We start from the raw sequence: 21344 nt of genomic DNA, 5'->3' as shown, positions 1-21344 counted from the left end.
TATTTAGTTAAAACAAATAAATTTAGATGTATTATCTAATTTTTTTATTATTTCTTCTTTTATTTTAATATCTTCACTATCATTACTCTTTAATAATCTTCTTGCTTCTATGTTTGCAATTTTAAATAAATCTATATCTTCAACTAAATCAGATAATATTAAATTATCTTCCCCATGTTGTTTAAATCCTAATAACTCTCCACTTCCTCTAAGCTTTAAATCTTCTTCTGCAATATAAAAACCGTCATTACTTTTTTGTAATATATTAAGTCTTTTCTCTACAATTTTATTATTAATTTTTGCTATTAAAATACAATAAGATTTAAATTTCCCTCTACCAACCCTTCCTCTTAATTGATGTAGTTGTGCAAGCCCAAATCTTTCTGCATTTTCTATTATCATAACAGTAGCATTAGGTACATTAATTCCTACTTCTATAACTGTAGTGGAAATTAAAACTTTTATATTACCAGATTTAAATTTTTGCATAATTTCGTCTTTTAATTTATTAGGCATTTTACCATAAAGAAAAGCAACTTCTTTGGGTGAAAAATATTTTTGAGTTAATTCTTCATATAATGTTTCAACTGAATTTAATTCTAGTTCATCATTATTTTCTACAAGAGGACATACAACATATACTTGTCTTCCTTTTTTTACTTCTTCTATAGCAAATTTATAAACTTTATCTTTATTTTTGTAATCTACATAATATGTATCTATTTTTTGTCTTCCTGGTGGAAGTTCGTTTATAATCGATATATCAAGATCTCCATAAAGAGTTAATGCTAAAGTTCTAGGTATAGGTGTAGCTGTCATTACAAGCACATCTACATTGTTTCCTTTATTAAGTAAAATATTCCTTTGCATTACTCCAAAACGATGCTGTTCATCAGTTACAATCATACCTAAGTTTTTAAATTGTACATCTTCTTCTAATAATGCATGAGTACCTATTAAAATATCTATTTTACCAAATTTAAGTTCTTGTTTTATTTCTAATTTTTGTTTTTCGGACATACTCCCACTTAACATTTTTATATTTATGTTAAAAGATTTTAATATATTGTTAAATTCTTCATAATGTTGATTTGCAAGAATTTCTGTTGGTGCCATAACGGCAACTTGATATCCATTTTTTACTACATTAAATACAGTGATTATAGCAACAATTGTTTTACCACTTCCTACATCACCTTGAACCAATCTATTCATAGCTTTATTCTTTTTTTGATCAATTAATATTTCTCGTATAACTTTATTTTGAGCAGTAGTTAAATTAAAAGGTAACGTTTCTTTTAATATTTTTAATTCAGGTGAAATTTTAAAAGAAATACCTTGATTATTTCTTTTTATAAAATCTTTTAGCATAAGTATTTTTAATGAATAAGTAAACAATTCTTGAAATTTCAATCTTTTTTTAGCTTCATTTAAATCTTCAATATTATGTGGATTATGAATATTTTTTATAGCTTTATCTAGCGACATTAAATTATATTTTTTTATAAACCATTGAGGCATATTTTCTTCTATATATATTTTACTTAAAACTTCAGATAAAATTTTTATAATAAATTTATTCGTTAATCCTTCCTTTAAAGAATAAATAGGGATAAGCAAATATTCTTCTTTATTTTTACATAATGATTTATTTTCATTATTAATATAAGTTTTGTTTACTATAATAGGATTTAACATTATTTTCTCGCCTTTAAATATTTCTATTTTTCCTGCTATAGTATATTGCTTTAATAGCATAAATTTATCTTTCATATATGGCTGATTAAACCATCTTCCTTTTATAATATTGTCTTCATATTTAAAAATAACAGTAGTTAATATTTTATTAGTCTTAGTTTTTATATCTTTATCAATTTTTATTACTGTACAATTAAAAATAGATTTTTGACCTAATTTAACATTATTAGATACATTTTTTGAAATTTTTTCATAATCTCTTGGAAAATATAATAATAAATCCATTATTGTATAAATTCCACATTGGTTTAATATTTTTTTAGTTTTAGGACCAATCCCTTTTATAATTTCTATATCACTATATACATCCATTATAAAACACTCCAAACATAGAAATAAAAAAGCCTTAAGGCTTTTTTATTCAACAGATATTATAAAATAATACAAAGGCTGCTCGCCATTGTAACTTTGTATATCTTTTTCAGGATATTTTTTTTGCAACGAAGTTACAATTTTTTCCACTTCATTTTCATTTGTATCTTTACCATAAAAAATAGTAATTAATTCACTATCTTCTTTTATCATATTGTCAATTGTGTTTTCACAAACTTTATAAATATCTCTTCCTACTTCATTAATTTTACCTTCTATAAGACCTAATATATCTCCTTTATGTATCATTTTCCCATCTATTTCTGTATCCCTTACAGCATAAGTTATTTGTGCACTAGATACTTTCTTTATTGCTTCACTCATAGCTTTAATATTTTCTTCTAAAGACATATTAAAATCAAATACAGTAATACTTGTTATACCTTGAGGAATAGTTTTAGTTGGTATTACAATAATATTTTTATCAGTGAGTTTTGCTGCTTGTTCTGCTGCCATAATAATATTTTTATTATTTGGAAATATAAAAATATTTTTAGCATTAATCTTTTTTATGCAATCAAGAATATCTTGCGTACTAGGATTCATTGTTTGACCACCTTCTATAACATAATCAACACCTAAATCCTTAAATATATTCTTTATTCCTTCACCCATAGCTACAGATATAAAACCAAATTCCTTTTTATTTTCTTCTTCATCTAAATTTACAATATCTTCTTTTTTTGTAATTGAAAATTCATCATTTAATAAATGTCTATGCTGCTCTCTCATATTATCTATTTTTATTTTAGAAAGTTCACCTAGTTTAATAGCTTTAGATATAATTACTCCAGGGTCATTAGTATGAATGTGCACTTTTACTGCATCTTCTACTCCAACTACAATCATAGAATCTCCATATGGTTCTAAATCTTTTTTAAAATCTTCAATATTTATATTTCTACCTAATACAAAAAATTCAGTACAATATCCAAATTTTATATATTCTTCATTTATATATGATATGGAATTAAATGAAACATTATTGTCATTTAAGTTAATTGGCATTTTAGCTTTTAAATTATACTTTAAAGCCTCATGCATACCTTTTAATATTATTAAAAGTCCCATTCCACCGGCATCTACCACTTTAGCTTTTTTTAATACAGGAAGCATTTCAGGAGTTTTATTTAAAATTGATTCGCTATAAGAACATACTTCTTCCATAAGCATACTTATATCATTATTAGTACTTTTTACTGCAACATCACCCGCAGCTTTAATAATAGTAAGTATTGTTCCTTCAGTAGGTCTCATTACAGCTTTATAAGCTAATTTAGCGCCTTCTAAAAGACTATTGGCAAATTCTAAGGCATCAACTTCATCTTTATCCTCAAGTGCTTTAGACATTCCTCTAAAAATCTGAGACAATATAACTCCAGAATTGCCTCTTGCCCCCATTAATGCTCCTCTTGATAATTTTTTTGCTACTTCTCCTATAGAATTACTATTAATATTTTCAATTTCTGATATTGCACTTTTAAATGTCATAGACATATTAGTGCCAGTATCTCCATCTGGAACAGGGAATACATTTAATGAATTTACAAAATCCTTTTGTTCTTCAAGTCTATTAGATGCATTTACCATCATATTATAAAACTGTAATCCGTTAATTTTTAAGTATTCCATTAAAAAGTACCCCCTTAAACTCTTACACCTTGAACATTAACTGTTACGCTCGAAACATTAAGTCCAGTATAATTTTCCACATTATATTTTATATTTTGAATTATATTATTAGCAATTACAGAAATTTTAGTTCCATACTCAACAACTATATATAATTCAACAGAAACTTCATTTTCTTTTGAATGAATTTTTACACCTTTACTTAAATTTTCTCCTTTTATTAGTTCCCATAATCCATCTTTAGCATTTTTTGAGGCCATTCCTACAACCCCATAACATTCCATAGTAGAAACACCTATTATATTTGCAACTACTTCTTCTGAATAATCAATATATCCATTTTTATTTAAAATATTACCTATCATAATAAATCCTCCTCATATTAATAAATAAACAGTTTAATAAATATTTAAAGATAACAATTTTATTATCTTTATTTTATATTAAATAATAAATTTATTCAATAAAATAAATTTTTAATTATGCTAAAAAACAAAAATATAATTTTACAAAAGTTATTACTTGAAAAATTTTTATATTTTCCTTGCAAAAAATATATCTTATATGATAAAATAATAAATGTTTGGATTGAGAAGACTTTTTCTTCACAATTTCTAAGGAGGTGTTTTTCGTGTCAAGAAGATGTGAGATTTGCAATAAAGGTGTTATATCTGGATTACAAGCAAGCCATTCAAATCGTAAATCTAAGAGAAAATGGGCGCCAAATTTAAAGAAGATTAAAGCTATAGTTAATGGAACTCCAGCTACTATACATGTTTGCACTAGATGTTTACGTTCTGGTAAGGTACAACGTGCTGTATAAAAATAAAAATGCAGTTGCTAAGCAATTGCATTTTTATTTTTATATATGTTAAAATCTTTATACTTTTTTTCTTTTGAAAAATTTTATAATTGCAGATATGAACTTAGGCAATTTTATTGCAATTATTTTCATTATATATCAACTCCTTTTTAATGATGTGAGTTTTCTATTAAATACCATCCTATATAAATTAATCCTCCACCTACAGCTATAATCCATCCCCAAATAGGTATTATAAAAGTTATAACCATTCCTATACCAATAGCTACTATTATCCATCCTACATTTTCTCTCAATTTATGTTTTCTAGACAAAATGTTATCCCTCACCCACTAATACTTTACTATTATTATATGATATTAAAGTATTTTTGTGAACAAAAAAGGATGCTTATGCATCCTAATCTATACTTTTCATTATAATTAAGTTTCCACTTTCAAAATCTATTTTGACTTCATTATTTACAAATTCATTAGATATAGTAACATTATCCCCTATTTTTAAAATATATTTATTTAAACTGTACTTAGCACCAAAAATGCTTAAATTTATAATTGGTTTATTATATGCAAAAATAGAAAATTTATCGCCCTTTTGTCCTTTTATTATAACGCTGTGATTTACCATTGTAATTATATTATTATTATCTTTAATAAATGCTTCAGTATTATTATCTAAACATTTATATAATAAAGCTAGATTTCCAAATGTATGATCTAGTCTAGTACCTGTACATCCTAAAAAAACAATTTTATCAACTTTAAGTTCTAAAGCTTTAATAACTGCAAGTTCAGTATCCGTATAATCTTTTTCTATAGGATAGGTTTCAATTATAGATTTCTTATTTAAAAAAAATTTCAATATATAATCATCTGTTGAATCAAAATCTCCTATTATATAATCAGGTATAATTTTATACTCGTAGGCACATTTTGCACCGCTATCAGCACATATAAGAACATAATTCCCAACTAATTCATCTTTTAAAAGTTTTTCTGAAGGAGGTGTCCCTCCAGATATTATAACAGCTTTCATACTTAAAGTCCTCTTCTTAAATCTATAATATTTTCTTTTATTTTATTATTCTTAAATACTGCTGATCCTGCTACTATAATATCCGCTCCACATTCTGTTACTTCTGATATATTATAAGTATCAATTCCACCATCTACCTCTATTAATATATTGTTATTTATATTTTCAATTAATTTTTTTGTTTCTTTAACCTTATTAGAACAATATTTAATATATTTTTGCCCTCCAAATCCAGGATTTACTGTCATAATTAATACAATATCAACAATATTAATCAAATCTTTAATTAACGAAACTGGACTTCCAGGATTTAATGCTATACCTGCCTTTATACCGAAGCTTTTAATATAGTTTATTGTTCTATCTATGTGTTTATCAGCTTCATAATGTATTGTAATTATATCAGCACCTGCTTTTATAAAATCATCTATAAATCTGCTTGGTTCATTTATCATAAGATGAACATCAAAAGGTATGTCTGCGTATTTACGTAAACTTTTTATTATAGGGGCTCCAATTGTAATATTAGGTACAAAATTTCCATCCATAACATCTATATGAATTAAATCTGCACCACATTCTTGTAAAAATTTAACTTGTTCTCCTAAATTAGCAAAATCAGCTGATAATATAGAAGGAGCAATTTTTATCATTTTTTATACCTCCTATTCGTCAATTCTTGTAACATTTTAATATAAAATTTATATCTATTCTCATCAATTTTACCTTCTTCAACCTTTTGTTTAATTGCGCATTCAGGTTCTTTGTAATGAGTACAACCTCTAAATTTACATAAACTTAAAAAAGGTTTAAAATCTGGGAAACAATATTGTAAATCTTGAGCAGACATAAAATTCATTTCTAAGGAAGTAAATCCAGGAGTGTCAACTAAAAAACCTTCTTCAATTTCTACTAATTCACTATGTCTTGTAGTATGTTTACCTCTCCCAATTTTTTCACTAATTTCCCCAGTTTCCATTAAATTTTTATTAAGTAATTGATTTAAAATAGTTGATTTACCAACACCCGAAGGTCCGCATAATACGGTTATGTTATTTTTTAATTTATCTTTCAATAAATCTATACCATATCCTAACTTAGCATTTAAAAATAAAACCTCATATTTTGCCTTTTTTATCATATTGACTATATCTTGAAATTCATTAATTTCAATTAAATCAATTTTATTAAAACAAACTATTGCTTTTAAATTATTGTATTCACATAATATAAGAAATTTATTAAGTAATTCTAAATTTAATTTAGGATTTAAAAAAGTAAAAATTACAAAAACCTGTGTTACATTAGCTACTGAAGGTCTAATCAATTCACTTTTTCTAGGATATATTTTATTAATAATACCTTTATTATTAATTATATCAATTTCTACTTTATCACCAACTATAGGGGTAAGTTCATTAAATCTAAATTTTCCTCTTGCTTTACACTCAATAATTTTATTACCCGATTTTACATAATAAAATCCAGCTATTCCTTTTATTATAGTTCCTTCCATATTTCCTCCTTTGCAATATTTTTTAATTATTGATTTACTTGATCGTTTTGACTTGTTTGATTTGGTTGATTTATATTTTGATTTTGTTCAATAGATTTTGTATTTAATTTTATCTTTTCTCCTTTAGATACTTTTGTGTTAGGAGCAGGATTTTGTTCAATTACAATATCATTATCCTTACCTTTAACATCTAAATTTAAACCTAAAGAAGCTGCTTCAGTTTTAGCTTCACTTAAAGTTTTATTTATAAAATTAGGCACGGTTATTTTTTCTTCTTTATATACATAGTAACTTACATCAACTTGGCTTTGTTCTTTTATGTTTGAAGCATTAGGCGCTGGATTTTGATTTACAATTTTTCCATCAAGATTTTTATCTGTAGTTTCTATAGGAGTTTTATTTCCTAACCTTAAATTATTACTTATCAAAAGATTTTCAGCATCTTTTAATGTTAAATTAAATAAATCTGGTACTTTGGTATAAATTATCTCTTGACCTTTACTTATAACTAAATCAATTTTAGAACCTTTCTCTAAAAAAGAATTCGCTTCAGGAGTTTGACTTATTATAGAATTTTCTGGAATAGTAGTGCTGAATTCATAAGTTTTTTCTCCAACTTTAAATCCGCTATTTTCAATTATACTAATCGCCACATTAACATCTGTTCCCTTGACATCAGGTACTTTAATTTCCATCATACCCGAACTAACATAAATTGTAACTTTCGAACCAGATTTTACATTTGTATTTTCTGATGGATTAGAAGCTATTACAATACCTGCAGGTTTATCACTTTTTTCTCTTGAACCTATAACAGGCTCTAATCCTTTGTCTCTTATTGCTTTTTCTGCTTCATATTCCGTCATCCCAACAACAGAAGGTACTGTAACCGTTTCTGATACTGTATTTTCATTAGTTTTAGATGAAATTGAGCTTTTACTCATAATATACCAACCTGCAAAAAAGAATATTATAACTATTAATATACCAAGAGGTACCAAAATTAAAGCTGATTTTAATTTTGGTTTCTTAGAATTTTTCTTCTTAACACTATTTTCATCTTCTTTTTCTTCTATTTCACAATCAGTTACTGGATTCATTATTTTAGTATGATCTGAATATGAATCAAAAGTATCAATTTTATAATCTGAGTTATTTTTTATTTGCTGTAAGTCAAGTAACATATCCTTTATATTTTGATATCTGCTAATTGGATCTTTTTCCATTGCTTTTAGTATAAGATTATTTAATCCATCTGGCAAATTTCCATTTATATGTTTAGGCGGAATAACAGGTTCTTGTAAATGCTTTAACGCAACAGATACAGGGCTTTCAGCATCAAAGGGTACTTTTCCAGTAACCATTTCGTAAATTACAACTCCTAATGAATATATATCTGTTCTTCCATCTACAAAACTTCCTTTAGCTTGTTCTGGTGAAAAATAATGTGCCGATCCAATAACTTTATTAGTATTTGTTATAGTTACAGAATTAGAAACTTTAGCTATCCCAAAATCTGTTACTTTAATATTTCCTTCACTAGTTACTAATATATTTTGAGGTTTAATATCTCTATGTATAATATTATTTTTATGTGCACATTCTATTGCTTTTGCAATTTGAATTGCAATATCTATAGCTCTATTATAATCTAATCTCCCATTTTGAATTATCAATTCTTTAAGAGTTATTCCTTGTACATATTCCATAACTATATAATTTAAAGTTCCTTCAGAACCAACATCATATATGTTAACTATATTATTATGAGAAATACTTCCTGCAGATGCAGCCTCAGCTTTAAATTTATTTACAAATTCTTTATCTTTAGAATATTCTTCCTTTAAAATTTTAACTGCAACAAATCTATTTAAAAGTCTGCATTTAGCTTTATATACTTCTGCCATCCCTCCTTCCCCAATTTTTTCTATAATTTCATATCTATTTCCCAGCAAAGTTCCTATCATTCTTGCACTCTCCTTCAAAAATAATGACAGTTATATTATCTTTTCCACCTCTTTGTTTACTCAATTCTACTAACTTATAACATGCTGTATCATTATCATTATTTAATATAATCTCGTACATTTCATCGTCTGTAAGTGAATTAGATAAACCATCAGTGCACAACATAACCTTATATACATTTTTTAAATCTATTAAACATGTATCTACTTTAACATCATAAAATGTACCTAATGCACGAGTTATTATATTTTTGTTAGGATGTACGTAAGCTTCTTCTTCGGTTATAGTTCCAGCATCCAAAAGTTGTTGCACTAAAGAATGATCTTTTGTAACTTGGCGCATACTATTATCATCAATAATATAACATCTACTATCTCCCACATTAGCAACAGCCATCTTTCCTCCACTTATTAAGCAAGCAGTTATGGTTGTTCCCATTCCATTTAAATAATCTTTTGTTTTGGAAATATTATAAATTTTTTTATTTGAAAATTGTATAGCTTCTTTTAATACTTTTTCTAAGTCATCTAATGAACAAATAGAATTAATATATTCTATAGTTGTATCTACAGCAAGTTTGCTGGCAATTTCTCCAGCATTATGTCCGCCCATTCCGTCCGCAATAACATATATTCTTTTTTCTATGTCTTCATGATATCCTAAATAATCTTCATTTATTTCACGAACATTTCCTAGGTCAGTTAACATCCCTGCCATTTTTACACCTCTTTTTCATTGTTTCTGTTTTGCAAATATCTTCTTCTAAGTTGACCACAAGCAGCATTAATATCTGATCCCATTTCTTTTCTTATAGTAGTTTCTATCCCTAATTTTGTAAGTGTATTATAAAAAGTTTTTATATTTTCTACAGATGGCTTTTTATATTCTTTTTCCTTTACTTCATTAATAGGTATTAAATTTACATGACATAACATTCCTTTAAGTAATTTAGCAAGTTTTTCAGCATCATCTTTTTTATCATTTACATTTTCAACTAAAGCATACTCAAATGTAATTCTTTTATTAGTTTTTTTTATATAATAATTACAAGCTGATATTATATCTTCTATTGAATATTTATATGCTATAGGCATTATTTTTTTTCTTAATTCATTATTAAAGGCATGAAGAGAAATAGCTAAAGTTATTTGCATATTTCTATCTGCAAGTTTTAATATTTTAGGAACAATACCGCAAGTAGACAAAGTTATATGTCTTTGACCTATGTTAAGTCCATAGTCTGCATTTATAACTTCTATAAATTTAATAACATTATCATAATTTTCAAGAGGTTCTCCGCTTCCCATTAAAACAACATTAGAAATTCTTTCTCCTATTTCTTTAGAAGAAACTAATACTTGAGCTAAAATTTCACCACAGGTAAGATTTCTAACAAGTCCCTCTATAGTTGATGCACAAAACTTGCATCCCATTTTACATCCAATTTGTGTTGAAACACAAATTGAATTTCCATGATTATATTTCATAACTACACATTCTATAATATTTCCATCTTCATATTCAAGTAGCATTTTTTTTGTTTCATCTAATTTCGATTTAAAAACCTGTATTATTTTAGGAATTCCTATATAAAATGAATTTTTTAATTTAGTTTTTAATTCATTTGGGATATTCTTCATATTTTCAAAATCCCAAATATATTTTTTATAAATCCAATCAAAAATTTGTTTAGCTCTATATTCATTTTCATTATTTTCTTTCATCCATATTTTTAATTCTTCAAGAGTTAGATCAAGAATATTTATCATATAAGCACCTACCATAATCTTTTTAACTTAGCTATAAAAAATCCATCCATAAAATTGTTTGGCAATATAGTAACTCCATAATCAGTATATATAATATTGTCCAATTTACCGTAAAATAATGGAATTATTTCATAGTTTGTAAACTTATTTAAAAACCACTTAATATTTTCTTCATTTTCTTTTTTATTTATAGTACAAGTAGAATACAATAATATTCCACCTTTTTTTACATATTTAGACGCATTTTCCATAATATTTCTTTGAATTTTTTGAATATCTTTAAATTGTTGTATAGTTTTATTCCACTTAATTTCTGGTTTTTTTCTTATAATTCCAAGACCTGAACATGGAACATCTATCAATACTCTGTCAGCACTATCTATAAATTTTTCATCAAACACAGTAGCATCTTTAATTTTACAAGTAATATTAGTAATACCTAATCTTTCTGCAGTATTCTTAATTAAAGATAATTTATCTTCATATATATCAAAGGCATAAATTTTCCCACTATTATTCATAAGTTCCGCTATATGCGTTGTTTTCCCTCCAGGAGCACTACACATATCTAATATAAAAATGTCAGATACTATATCCATAGAATGTGCTACAAGCATAGCACTTTCATCTTGTACTGTTATAAATCCCTCTTTAAATAATGGATTATTTTCTATACTTTTACCTTTTATTATTCGTAAGGCTTCTTTACATATTACACCTCTTTCTATATTATATCCATATTGTTTTAGCTTTTCAAAAGCTTCATTATAATTTGTTTTTAAATTATTTATTCTAACAGTTATATTAGGTATAGAATTTAATCCTTTAAATATTTCTTCTGCATTACTGCCATACTGATTTATAATCATTTTTACCATCCATGGTTCAAAAGAATATTTAAAACATAATTCTTGAATTTTATCATTTTTATCATAAAAAACTTTATCCTTATTTCTTAAATAATTTCTTAAAACACCATTAACCAATTTAGAAGCATTTATAGATTTGTATTTTTTGGCAATTTCAACACTTTCATTAACAACTGCAAAATCAGGTATTTTAGATAGATATCTAATTTGATAAATTGATATTCTTAATATATTTAATATAGTATTATCTTGTTTTTCAATAGAAGATTTTAAAAAACTTGAAAGTATTTTATCTATAGTGTATTTATATTTTAAAGTGCCATATACAATCTCTGTAGTTAATGCTTTATCTTTATCATTTAGATCTGATTTTTTTAATTTTAAATTTAACACTATATTGGAATATGAATTATTATTAATTACTAAATTTAATACTTCTACTGCTATCTCTCTAGAATTATTCATTAAATTATCTACCCCTTATTTTATAAGGTTTTTATATAAATTATTAACTTATACATGCACAATAATAAATTAAAATTATTATAAGTACATGTATAAGTTAAATTTTTATAAAAACTTTATTTTAATCTCTATTTCTATCACTTATAACAATAAGTCTTAAAAGTTGAGAAATTGCTACTAAAGCAGCAGCCACATAAGTCATAGCTGCAGCCTTAAGTACAGCTTTAGCACCATTTAATTCTTCTTCATACAGTATAGCTCTGCTTTTAAGTGACTGTAGAGCTCTTCTTGAAGCATTAAATTCCACTGGAAGAGTAATAAGCTGAAATAAGACTACTGCACTAAAAAGTATTATCCCAAGATTGATTAAATCTGCAAACCCGAGTATAATTCCTAAAATAAATAAAATCCATGATAAATTTGAACTAATATTAACTATAGGTACTATGGAATTTCTTATAGTTAAAGGAGCATATCTTTCTTTATGTTGTATTGCATGACCAGTTTCATGTGCTGCTACTCCTATAGATGCCACGGAAGTACCATAAAATACATCTCTAGACAATCTCATAACTCTACGTGAAGGATCATAATGATCCGATAATCGTCCATTAATTACTTCAACTGGAACATCATATAAACCATTTATATCTAAAAGCATCCTAGCTACTTGTGCTCCAGTATATCCATTAATACTATTAATCTTTGAATATTTACTAAAAGTTGAATTTATTTTTAATTGAGCCCAAAATGATATTATTAAAGCTGGTACTAAAATTATATAAGTATAATCATAAAACATTTATATCCTCCTTTCATACAAAAATTATTATAATAATTTTTATGATAATATAACTCCCTCTTCAATAGTATTACCATTAATATATTCTTCAACAGACATTGGCTTACCTCCAGGAAATTGAATTACTTTTATGCACAATATTCCCTCTCCTGAAGCTACTTCTATTCCTTCTTTGCTTACTTTAAGTATATATCCTGGTTTATAATTAGCTTTTTTATTTATTACAGTACTTTTATAAACTTTCATAATTTTATCTTTATATTGTGTAAATGCAACAGGATAAGGATTTAAACCTCGTATTAAATTTTTAATATCATTAGCTTTTAAATTCCAGTCTATTTTTGCTATTTCTTTTGAAATCATAGGAGCATAGCTACTTTCAGAGTTGTCTTGTTTCTTAGGTGTAATTTTCCCTTCAACAATACCATTTATAGTTTTTATTAAAAGCTCTGCACCGTCTTTCATTAATATATCATGTACGTCACCAGCAGTCATATCCTCAGTAATATTGTATTCACTTTTTAAAAGTATGTCTCCTGTATCTAATCCTGAATCCATAAGCATGGTGGTATTACCAGTTTTATTTTCTCCATTTATAACCGCCCAATTTATTGGAGCAGCACCTCTATATTTGGGTAAAAGTGATGCATGCAGATTTATACATCCATATTTAGGAATATCAAGTATTTCTTTTGGAAGTATCTGACCAAAAGCAACTACTATAATAAAATCAGGATTTATTTTTTTTAAAACATTTATACTTTCCATATCTTTTTTTATTTTATTAGGTTGATATACAGGAATATTATACTTTAATGCCTCTTCTTTTACAGGAGATATACTTAATTTTTGTCCCCTTCCTCTAGGTCTATCTGGTTGAGTAAATACAGCCTCTACTTTAAAATTATTTACAAGATTTTTTAAAGATGGTACAGCAAATTCTGGTGTACCCATAAATACTATTTTCATTTAATATCACCCTTTATTTGTTTATCTATATATAATATTCCATCTAGATGATCAATTTCATGACATAAAGCTCTTGATAAAAGACCTTCACCTTCTATTATGATTTCCTCTCCTTTTTCATTTAATGCTTTAACTTTAACTTTTTCTGGCCTTAAAACTTTACCTTGTTGCCCAGGTATACTTAAACACCCTTCTTCATCCAAATATTCACCTTGAGAGTCTATAATTTCTGGATTAATTAATATAATAGGGCCATCACCAACATCTATAACTACAATTCTTTTTAAAATTCCAACTTGTGGAGCAGCAAGTCCTACTCCATTAGCTTTATACATTGTTTCAAGCATATCATCAATCAAAATTTTAATTCTAGTATTTATTTCATCAACCTTTTTACTTTTTTTCCTTAATATTTCATCTCCAAGAACTCTTATATTTCTAATTGCCATAATTTATACCTCCAATTTATTTTTACAAAATGCTGTTAGGATTTATATCCAAACTAATTCTAATATCATTATAAGAATTTTTTGTTAAATCGTATATAATATTTTTTACATTATGCATTAAATCATTATATATTTCTCCTTTTAAAATTATATGCCACCTATAATATTCATTTATTTTTGATATTGAACAAGGACATGGCCCTAGCATCTCTATTTTATCATTTTTATTAATAATATTTTTTAATATTACACCAATATTTTGTATATTTTTTATTAATAATTCTTCATTTTTACTACTTAAATTTATAGAAAATATTTTTGAAAAAGGCGGATAATTCATATCTTTTCTTATAGATATCTCTTCGTTATAAAAATTTTCATAATCATTAGAAATAGCATTTGTAATACTATAATTATCGGGATTATAAGTTTGTACTATAACTTTTCCAGGTTTATCTCCTCTTCCAGCTCTTCCTCCAACCTGTGTTATAAGTTGAAATGTTCTTTCTCCAGAACGATAATCTGGAATATTAAGCGATAAATCTGCTGCTATAATTCCAACTAAAGTAACATTTTTAAAATCTAATCCTTTAGCGATCATTTGAGTACCAATAAGAATATCTGCTTTATTTTCTTTAAATGTATTATAAATATTTTCGTATGAATTTTTTCCCCTTGTTGTATCAAAATCCATCCTTAATATTCTTGCTTTTGGAAAATATTTTTTTGTTTCTGTTTCAATTTTTTCAGTTCCTATTCCAAAATATTTAACATAATTACTTTTACATTTAGGACATATATTGGTTACCTTCTTTGTGTTTCCACAATAGTGGCAAGTTAAAATATTGCTTTCATTATGATAAGTTAATGATATGTCACAATTTTCACATTTAAACACATATCCGCATTTTCTGCAAGAAATAAATGTAGAATATCCTCTTCGGTTTAAAAATAATATTATTTGTTCACCTTTTTGTAAACATTTTTTCATTTCATTGTATAATTTTTTACTAAATATTGATTTGTTATTCTCTATAAGTTCCTCTCTCATATCTACTAATTCGATTTTAGGAAGCATTGCATTATCAGCTCTATTTTTTAAACTTATAAGTTCTATTTCTTCATTTTTTGCTTTGTAATAAGTATCTATAGAAGGTGTAGCAGAACCTAAGATAAGTTTACTGTTTTCTAAATTGCATCTAAACTTAGCTATTTCAAAAGTATTATATTTAGGATCACTTTCAGATTTATATGTATATTCATGTTCTTCATCTATTATTATTAATCCTAAATTATTAAAAGGCAAAAATACTGCAGATCTAGCACCTATAGCAACTTTAACTTTACCATTTTTTACTCTAAGCCATTCATCAAATTTTTCACCTTCTGAAAGCTTACTATGAAAAACAGCAATATCCTTCCCAAATCTACCTTTAAATCTTTCTACCATCTGAGGGGTTAGAGAAATTTCAGGGACTAAAACAATTGAATCGCGATTTTTTTCTATCATCTCACTAACTAATTGCATATATATTTCTGTTTTTCCACTACCCGTTATACCATGAATTAGAAAAACATTATTATTTGATTTATTAATTTTATTTATAGCAATTTGCTGTTCTTCATTTAAAATCTTTTTAGGATAATTATTAAAACTTCTATTATCATATCTATTTAATATGACTTCTTTAGTTGTTAAAAAACCATGTTTAATCAAAGTATTAATAGAAGAAATTGAGATTTTATAAATTCTTTTTAATTCATTTTTATTATATAAACCATTATTATTTAAAACTATATTATATATTTTAATATATGGATCTTTTTTATACTTACCTTCAAGTGAATTAGAAGCAAAAACTACATCTCTTTTTTTTTCCTTTCTGCCTTTAATTACACTATTAGGTATTATAGCTTTTATTCCTTCCAAATAAGTACATAAATAATTTTCCCTCATAAACTTAATAAGTTCAATATCTTTTGCATTTAAAAAAGAATAATTATCACAAATTTCTACAATTTCTTTTATATTAATTTTACTTTCATAATTTTCATATAATTCTATAATAAATCCATCAATTTTTTTGTTAGAATTTCCAAAAGGAACCTTTACTCTAATTCCAAGTTCAATTCTTTCTCTCAAATTTTCAGGTATAGAATATATAAAAACTTTATCAACTTGAGCGGATATATTATCTACTATAATTCCAGCATATTTATACACTTAATCACCCTTTATAAAGAATAAATTAAAAGGGTACACTCTTGATTTAAATAATCAAGTTTGCCCCTAAGAATATAATAATTTATGTATTTATTATATTAAAAAGTTCTCTAGCCACCATTTTTTTAGACATTTTATTTAAGTGAAAACATTCACCTTTATTATTTATGATTGTAACTTTGTTATAGTCAGAAGTAAATCCTATATCTTTTCCCGTAATATCATTTGCTACAATATAATCTAAGTTTTTAGTTTTAAGCTTAGACTTAGCATTAGTAATTATATCGTTACTTTCTGCAGCAAATCCAACCAATATTTGATTTTTCTTAATTTTACCTAAATTATATAGAATATCAGTGTCTTTTATTAAATCTAAAGATAAAATATCATCTTTTTTCTTTATTTTATTAGTGGAATATTCTTTGGGTTTATAATCAGCTACAGCAGCAGATTTAATTACAATATCTGAAGAATCAAAATACTTCAATACTTCTTTATACATTTCTTCATTTGTATTTACTTTTATTGTTTTAATTCCAAAAGGAATATCTAAATTAGTAGGTCCTGATATTAAAACTACATCAGCTCCTCTATCTCTTGCTTCTTCAGCAATTGCATATCCCATTTTGCCACTAGACCTATTGCTTATAAATCTAACCGGATCTATAGGAGAAATTGTAGGTCCGGCAGTTACAAGTACTTTTTTACCTTTCATATCTTTAATATCATATATCATACTGCATATAACATCACTTATAAGTTTTGTGTTTGCCAATTTGCCTTCACCAATATCACCACAAGCTAATCTTCCATTAGATGGAGAAATAAATTTATATCCATAACTTTTAAGTTTTTCTATATTATTTTGAACTATAGGATTATTATACATATTTGTATTCATAGCTGGAGCAAACACTACTGGAGCTTTAGTAGCCATTATAGTAGTTGAAAGCATATCATCAGCTATACCATTGGCTATTTTACCTATAATATTAGCTGTAGCTGGAGCTATAAGCATTAAATCTGCTTGTTTAGCAAGAGATATATGCTGTATTTCCCAAGCTTTTGGCTCTTCAAACATATCTAGTGTAACCATATTTTGACTAAGAGATTGAAAACTAAGTGGTGTTACAAATTTTGAAGCATTTTGAGTCATTATAACTTTAACATCTATATTATTTTTTTTTAAGTTACTTACTATATCTAAAGCTTTATAAGCAGCAATCCCGCCACAAACACCTATTACCACGCACTTTGAAGAAGTCATTTATTTTATTCCTTCTTTCAATGTTTCATAAGTGATAACACCAGCATTTACTTCATTTATAGCAACAGTAAGAGGCTTATTTTTATCTACATCAATTAAAGGCTTATCTCCTGCTATAATTTGTCTTGCTCTTTTAGACGTTATTATCACTAAAGAATATCTATTATCAACTTTTTTTAATAAATCTACAATAGATGGATTAATCATAGAGTTGTTCATGAATAAATTCCTCCTTTGAGTTTAAAATAGTATCTTTTAATCTATCCACTCTGCATCTTTCAGCAATTACAATGCTTTCAATTTTTTTAACAGCTTCATCTATTTCGTCATTTACAACAGCATAACTATATTTTGATACATAATTAATTTCTTTATATGCAGATTTAAATCTAGTCATAAGAGACTCAGGAGTTTCGCTTCCTCTTTTAATAATTCTTTTTTTTAATTCTTCCATAGAAGGTGGAAGTATAAAAATAAAAACTCCTTCTGGAAAAGCTTCTTTTACTTTTAATGCACCTTGAATGTCAATCTCTAATATAACATCCTTCCCTTTTTCAAGCATTTCTATAACTTTAGATTTAGGAGTTCCATAAAGGTTCCCATAAACTTCTGCATACTCTAAAAAATCATTATTTTTAATTCTTTCTTCAAATTCTTCTCTACTTATAAAATAATAATTCTTTCCATGGATTTCTCCTTGCCTTGCTTGTCTGGTTGTAGCAGATACAGAAATCCAAAAATCATTTTTATCTAAAAGTGCCTTACATATAGTCCCTTTACCAGCACCAGAGGGTCCTGATATAACAAGCAAAAGTCCCTTTTCTTTCATCATTCTTCAACCTCATCTATCTCAATATCTTCTTTATTTGTTGATAATCTATGTGCTACAGTTTCTGGTTGCACAGCAGATAATATAACGTGATCGCTGTCTGTTATTATAACCGCTCTTGTTCTCCTTCCATAAGTAGCATCTATAAGCATTCCTCTATCTCTTGCTTCTTGTATAATTCTTTTTATAGGCGCTGATTCAGGACTAACTATAGCTACTAATCTATTTGCTGATACAATATTGCCAAACCCAATATTTATTAATTTGATGCTCATAACTTTCCTCCTAATTTATTCAACATTTTGTACTTGCTCTCTGATTTTTTCAACTTCATTTTTTATATTTAAAACCATATTTAATAAGTCTAAATCATTAACTTTAGATGCTATAGTATTTGCTTCTCTATTCATTTCCTGAACTATGAAATCTAATTTTCTTCCTATAGGTTCATCTAAATCTAATGTTTCTTTTATTTGTAATATATGACTATTTAATCTTACTATTTCTTCATCTATATTTGATTTATCTGCATAAATTGCAACTTCTAATGCAATTCTATTATCATCTATAATCGTATTATTAGTTAAATCTTTTATTCTTTTTTCTAATTTTTCTTTATATTCTTTAACTACATATGGCGATCTTTCAGAGATTTTATCTACTAACTCTTTTATATAGTCACATCTTTTTTGTATATCCTGTTTTAACTTACTTCCTTCTTTCTCCCTCATGCTTAAAAGAAGATTAACAGCATCATTTAAAGGCACATACAATATATTCCAAACTTCATCTAAATTTTCTTCCTCTTGATCTAATGTAATAACATCAGGAAACCTTGATATAAGTGATACTGAAATATCATCTTTTATTTCATATCTTTCTTTAATTTCTTTAAGACATTTTATATAACTATCTCCTAAAACATAATTAAAATTTGCCTTAGTATTACTATATGTAAGTGATTTTTCTGTAATAAAAATATCAACTTTTCCTCTGTTTATTTTTTGGGAAACTACTTTTCTAATTCTTTCTTCAAGAGGCAAAAGATTTCTAGGCATTTTTATATTAATCTCTAAATATCTATGATTAACAGATTTAATTTCTACACTAAAATTTTTAGAATTTTCTTCAATACTCCCCCTACCAAATCCGGTCATACTTTTCAACATTGTTAAGTTCATCCTTCCATACCAGTATTCAGTTCTTACCTAATTATACATAACTCTTCCCTTATATTGCAAGATAAATTTAAGTCATAATTGTATATTACATTTTATAAAATTTACTTATAGATATTTAAATATAGCTTAAAAAACCTTTGTTAAACATCTATAAGTAAATATCTTAATATAAAATAACTTATATAATAATAGTTTTATAATTTTTTAAAATATTTCTAACTTATTAAGCGTATTAACTATTTTTCCTGTATCCTGCGTTAAAGATATCCTGAAATATTCTTTACTAAATTCACTAAATGTAATTCCTGGAGTTACTATTATTCCGTATTTAATTAAAAGCTCTTCACAAAATTGTTCTGTAGTAAATTTATTAGGAGTTTTACACCAAATATAAAAAGTCCCTTCACCATCAAAAAAATGAATATTATGATTTTCTAAAATTTCTTTAACAGCAGTTCTCCTTTCGTCATATATTTTTCTTATTTTATTTACATAAGTTCTATTTAATTTTAATGCTTCTATAGCAGCGTATTGTATTGGTATAAATTGTCCAGAATCTACATTACTTTTTATTTTTAATAAAGATCTAATAATATTACTATTTCCTACAGCATATCCAATTCTAAAACCTGTCATATTATATATTTTAGAAAATGTACCAAATTCTATACATTGTTTTTTTTCATCAAATTGCAAAATGCTTAGTGTTTTTTCTCCTTCTTTTATTATTTCATTATAAGCTCCATCATTACATAATACAATATTATTTTTTGCACAATACTTTATTACATCTTTATAAAAATCACTATTAGCTATGGCCCCTGTCGGATTATTAGGATAATTTAATATTAACATTTTACTTTTATTTGAAATTTCTTTTGGTATTTTGTTAAACTGTGGTAAATATGAATTTTTTTCAAAAAGAGGTAAATCATAAGTATTAACACCCCAAAGGTGACAACAAGTTTTATATACAGGATATGAAGGTATAGGAGTTATTACATAATCACCTATATCACATATAGCTGGTATAATATTATTTATACCTTCTTTAGAACCAATAAGAATTAAAACTTCATTTAATTGAAGTTCTACTGAAAATACTTCTTTATAATATTTAATTATAGCCTTTTTTAATTCTTCGATACCTTCATAAGGGGGATATTTGTTAAAATTTTTTAATTTTAAACTCTCTATAAGGGCCTGTATAATTTCATTTTCTACAGGTAAATCTGGATCCCCTATACTTAAATCTATAATTTTTTTACCTGATTTTAATGCCTCTTTTTTTATCATTTCTAACTTTTGAAAATGATATTCAGATATATTATTTAGCCTATTATTAAAAATCATTAATTTTCCTCCAACTTATTAATTTTTTATTATTTTATTCAAAAAATTAATAAGTGTTACAAA

At 25.8% G+C, this 21344-nt stretch carries 22 protein-coding genes; 1 reads left to right on the top strand and 21 read right to left on the bottom strand.

Features of this window, described 5'->3' with window-relative positions:
• Positions 1 to 3: 3 nt before the first annotated feature.
• The 3 genes from recG to B5D11_RS03080 are packed head-to-tail and all read right to left on the bottom strand — an operon-like array spanning position 4 to position 4127.
• On the bottom strand, positions 4 to 2070 hold the full coding sequence (gene recG / locus B5D11_RS03090) for an ATP-dependent DNA helicase RecG (protein WP_078681585.1): 2067 nt from the start codon (positions 2068 to 2070) through the stop codon (positions 4 to 6).
• Positions 2071 to 2115: 45 nt separating this feature from the next.
• Positions 2116 to 3762 carry a DAK2 domain-containing protein gene (locus B5D11_RS03085; protein WP_078681584.1) on the bottom strand — a complete coding sequence of 549 codons (1647 nt, stop codon included), beginning with the start codon at positions 3760 to 3762 and terminating at the stop codon, positions 2116 to 2118.
• 14 nt (positions 3763 to 3776) lie between these two features.
• On the bottom strand, positions 3777 to 4127 hold the full coding sequence (locus B5D11_RS03080; RefSeq protein ID WP_078681583.1) for an Asp23/Gls24 family envelope stress response protein: 351 nt from the start codon (positions 4125 to 4127) through the stop codon (positions 3777 to 3779).
• Positions 4128 to 4393: 266 nt separating this feature from the next.
• Here B5D11_RS03080 and rpmB point away from each other — a divergent pair, with 266 nt between their 5' ends.
• Positions 4394 to 4585: a 50S ribosomal protein L28 gene (gene rpmB, locus B5D11_RS03075; RefSeq protein WP_078681582.1), complete on the top strand. Its 192-nt coding sequence runs from the start codon at positions 4394 to 4396 to the stop codon at positions 4583 to 4585.
• A gap of 149 nt (positions 4586 to 4734) precedes the next feature.
• On the opposite strand, the gene B5D11_RS12625 is transcribed toward rpmB, so the two are convergent.
• From B5D11_RS12625 to B5D11_RS02990, 18 genes are all read right to left on the bottom strand, one after another.
• Complete coding sequence (locus B5D11_RS12625) at positions 4735 to 4899, bottom strand: hypothetical protein (RefSeq protein WP_164850139.1); 165 nt, start codon at positions 4897 to 4899, stop codon at positions 4735 to 4737.
• 85 nt (positions 4900 to 4984) lie between these two features.
• Entirely contained in the window at positions 4985 to 5620 is a 636-nt protein-coding gene (locus B5D11_RS03070) for a thiamine diphosphokinase (protein ID WP_078681581.1), read from the bottom strand.
• A gap of 2 nt (positions 5621 to 5622) precedes the next feature.
• On the bottom strand, positions 5623 to 6273 hold the full coding sequence (gene rpe, locus B5D11_RS03065; RefSeq protein ID WP_078681580.1) for a ribulose-phosphate 3-epimerase: 651 nt from the start codon (positions 6271 to 6273) through the stop codon (positions 5623 to 5625).
• Positions 6270 to 7136: a ribosome small subunit-dependent GTPase A gene (gene rsgA, locus B5D11_RS03060; protein ID WP_078681579.1), complete on the bottom strand. Its 867-nt coding sequence runs from the start codon at positions 7134 to 7136 to the stop codon at positions 6270 to 6272. Before rsgA ends, rpe begins: the two co-directional genes overlap by 4 nt.
• Positions 7137 to 7162: 26 nt before the next feature.
• Positions 7163 to 9103 (bottom strand): Stk1 family PASTA domain-containing Ser/Thr kinase, encoded by a 1941-nt coding sequence (gene pknB, locus B5D11_RS03055; protein WP_078681578.1) that lies wholly within the window; start codon positions 9101 to 9103, stop codon positions 7163 to 7165.
• Positions 9078 to 9821: a Stp1/IreP family PP2C-type Ser/Thr phosphatase gene (locus B5D11_RS03050; RefSeq protein WP_078681577.1), complete on the bottom strand. Its 744-nt coding sequence runs from the start codon at positions 9819 to 9821 to the stop codon at positions 9078 to 9080. The genes pknB and B5D11_RS03050 overlap by 26 nt, the downstream gene beginning before the upstream one ends.
• Positions 9822 to 9823: 2 nt before the next feature.
• Entirely contained in the window at positions 9824 to 10873 is a 1050-nt protein-coding gene (gene rlmN, locus B5D11_RS03045; protein WP_078681742.1) for a 23S rRNA (adenine(2503)-C(2))-methyltransferase RlmN, read from the bottom strand.
• 8 nt (positions 10874 to 10881) lie between these two features.
• Positions 10882 to 12207 (bottom strand): 16S rRNA (cytosine(967)-C(5))-methyltransferase RsmB, encoded by a 1326-nt coding sequence (gene rsmB / locus B5D11_RS03040; RefSeq protein ID WP_078681576.1) that lies wholly within the window; start codon positions 12205 to 12207, stop codon positions 10882 to 10884.
• Between the two features lie 121 nt (positions 12208 to 12328).
• Positions 12329 to 13009: a zinc metallopeptidase gene (locus B5D11_RS03035; protein ID WP_078681575.1), complete on the bottom strand. Its 681-nt coding sequence runs from the start codon at positions 13007 to 13009 to the stop codon at positions 12329 to 12331.
• A 39-nt stretch (positions 13010 to 13048) separates the two neighbouring features.
• On the bottom strand, positions 13049 to 13978 hold the full coding sequence (gene fmt / locus B5D11_RS03030) for a methionyl-tRNA formyltransferase (RefSeq protein WP_078681574.1): 930 nt from the start codon (positions 13976 to 13978) through the stop codon (positions 13049 to 13051).
• Positions 13975 to 14427: a peptide deformylase gene (gene def / locus B5D11_RS03025; protein WP_078681573.1), complete on the bottom strand. Its 453-nt coding sequence runs from the start codon at positions 14425 to 14427 to the stop codon at positions 13975 to 13977. Before def ends, fmt begins: the two co-directional genes overlap by 4 nt.
• A 22-nt stretch (positions 14428 to 14449) precedes the next feature.
• Positions 14450 to 16651: a primosomal protein N' gene (gene priA, locus B5D11_RS03020; protein WP_078681572.1), complete on the bottom strand. Its 2202-nt coding sequence runs from the start codon at positions 16649 to 16651 to the stop codon at positions 14450 to 14452.
• Between the two features lie 82 nt (positions 16652 to 16733).
• Positions 16734 to 17918, bottom strand: a complete 1185-nt coding sequence (gene coaBC, locus B5D11_RS03015; protein WP_078681571.1) for a bifunctional phosphopantothenoylcysteine decarboxylase/phosphopantothenate--cysteine ligase CoaBC — start codon at positions 17916 to 17918, stop codon at positions 16734 to 16736.
• Positions 17919 to 18137 carry a DNA-directed RNA polymerase subunit omega gene (gene rpoZ, locus B5D11_RS03010; protein WP_078681570.1) on the bottom strand — a complete coding sequence of 73 codons (219 nt, stop codon included), beginning with the start codon at positions 18135 to 18137 and terminating at the stop codon, positions 17919 to 17921.
• On the bottom strand, positions 18118 to 18747 hold the full coding sequence (gene gmk / locus B5D11_RS03005) for a guanylate kinase (RefSeq protein ID WP_078681741.1): 630 nt from the start codon (positions 18745 to 18747) through the stop codon (positions 18118 to 18120). Before gmk ends, rpoZ begins: the two co-directional genes overlap by 20 nt.
• Positions 18747 to 19022, bottom strand: a complete 276-nt coding sequence (locus B5D11_RS03000; protein ID WP_078681569.1) for an extracellular matrix/biofilm regulator RemA — start codon at positions 19020 to 19022, stop codon at positions 18747 to 18749. Before B5D11_RS03000 ends, gmk begins: the two co-directional genes overlap by 1 nt.
• A gap of 15 nt (positions 19023 to 19037) precedes the next feature.
• Positions 19038 to 19916, bottom strand: coding sequence for a YicC/YloC family endoribonuclease (locus B5D11_RS02995; RefSeq protein ID WP_078681568.1), 879 nt, complete (start codon positions 19914 to 19916; stop codon positions 19038 to 19040).
• A gap of 216 nt (positions 19917 to 20132) precedes the next feature.
• Positions 20133 to 21281: an aminotransferase class I/II-fold pyridoxal phosphate-dependent enzyme gene (locus B5D11_RS02990; RefSeq protein ID WP_078681567.1), complete on the bottom strand. Its 1149-nt coding sequence runs from the start codon at positions 21279 to 21281 to the stop codon at positions 20133 to 20135.
• Positions 21282 to 21344: the final 63 nt, after the last annotated feature.

Source organism: Clostridium sp. USBA 49, assembly GCF_900167505.1.
Taxonomy (GTDB): domain Bacteria; phylum Bacillota; class Clostridia; order Clostridiales; family Clostridiaceae; genus Clostridium_AT; species Clostridium_AT prolinivorans.
The sequence above is the reverse complement of the archived record's forward strand: the minus strand, read 5'-3'. Positions and strand labels throughout refer to the sequence as shown.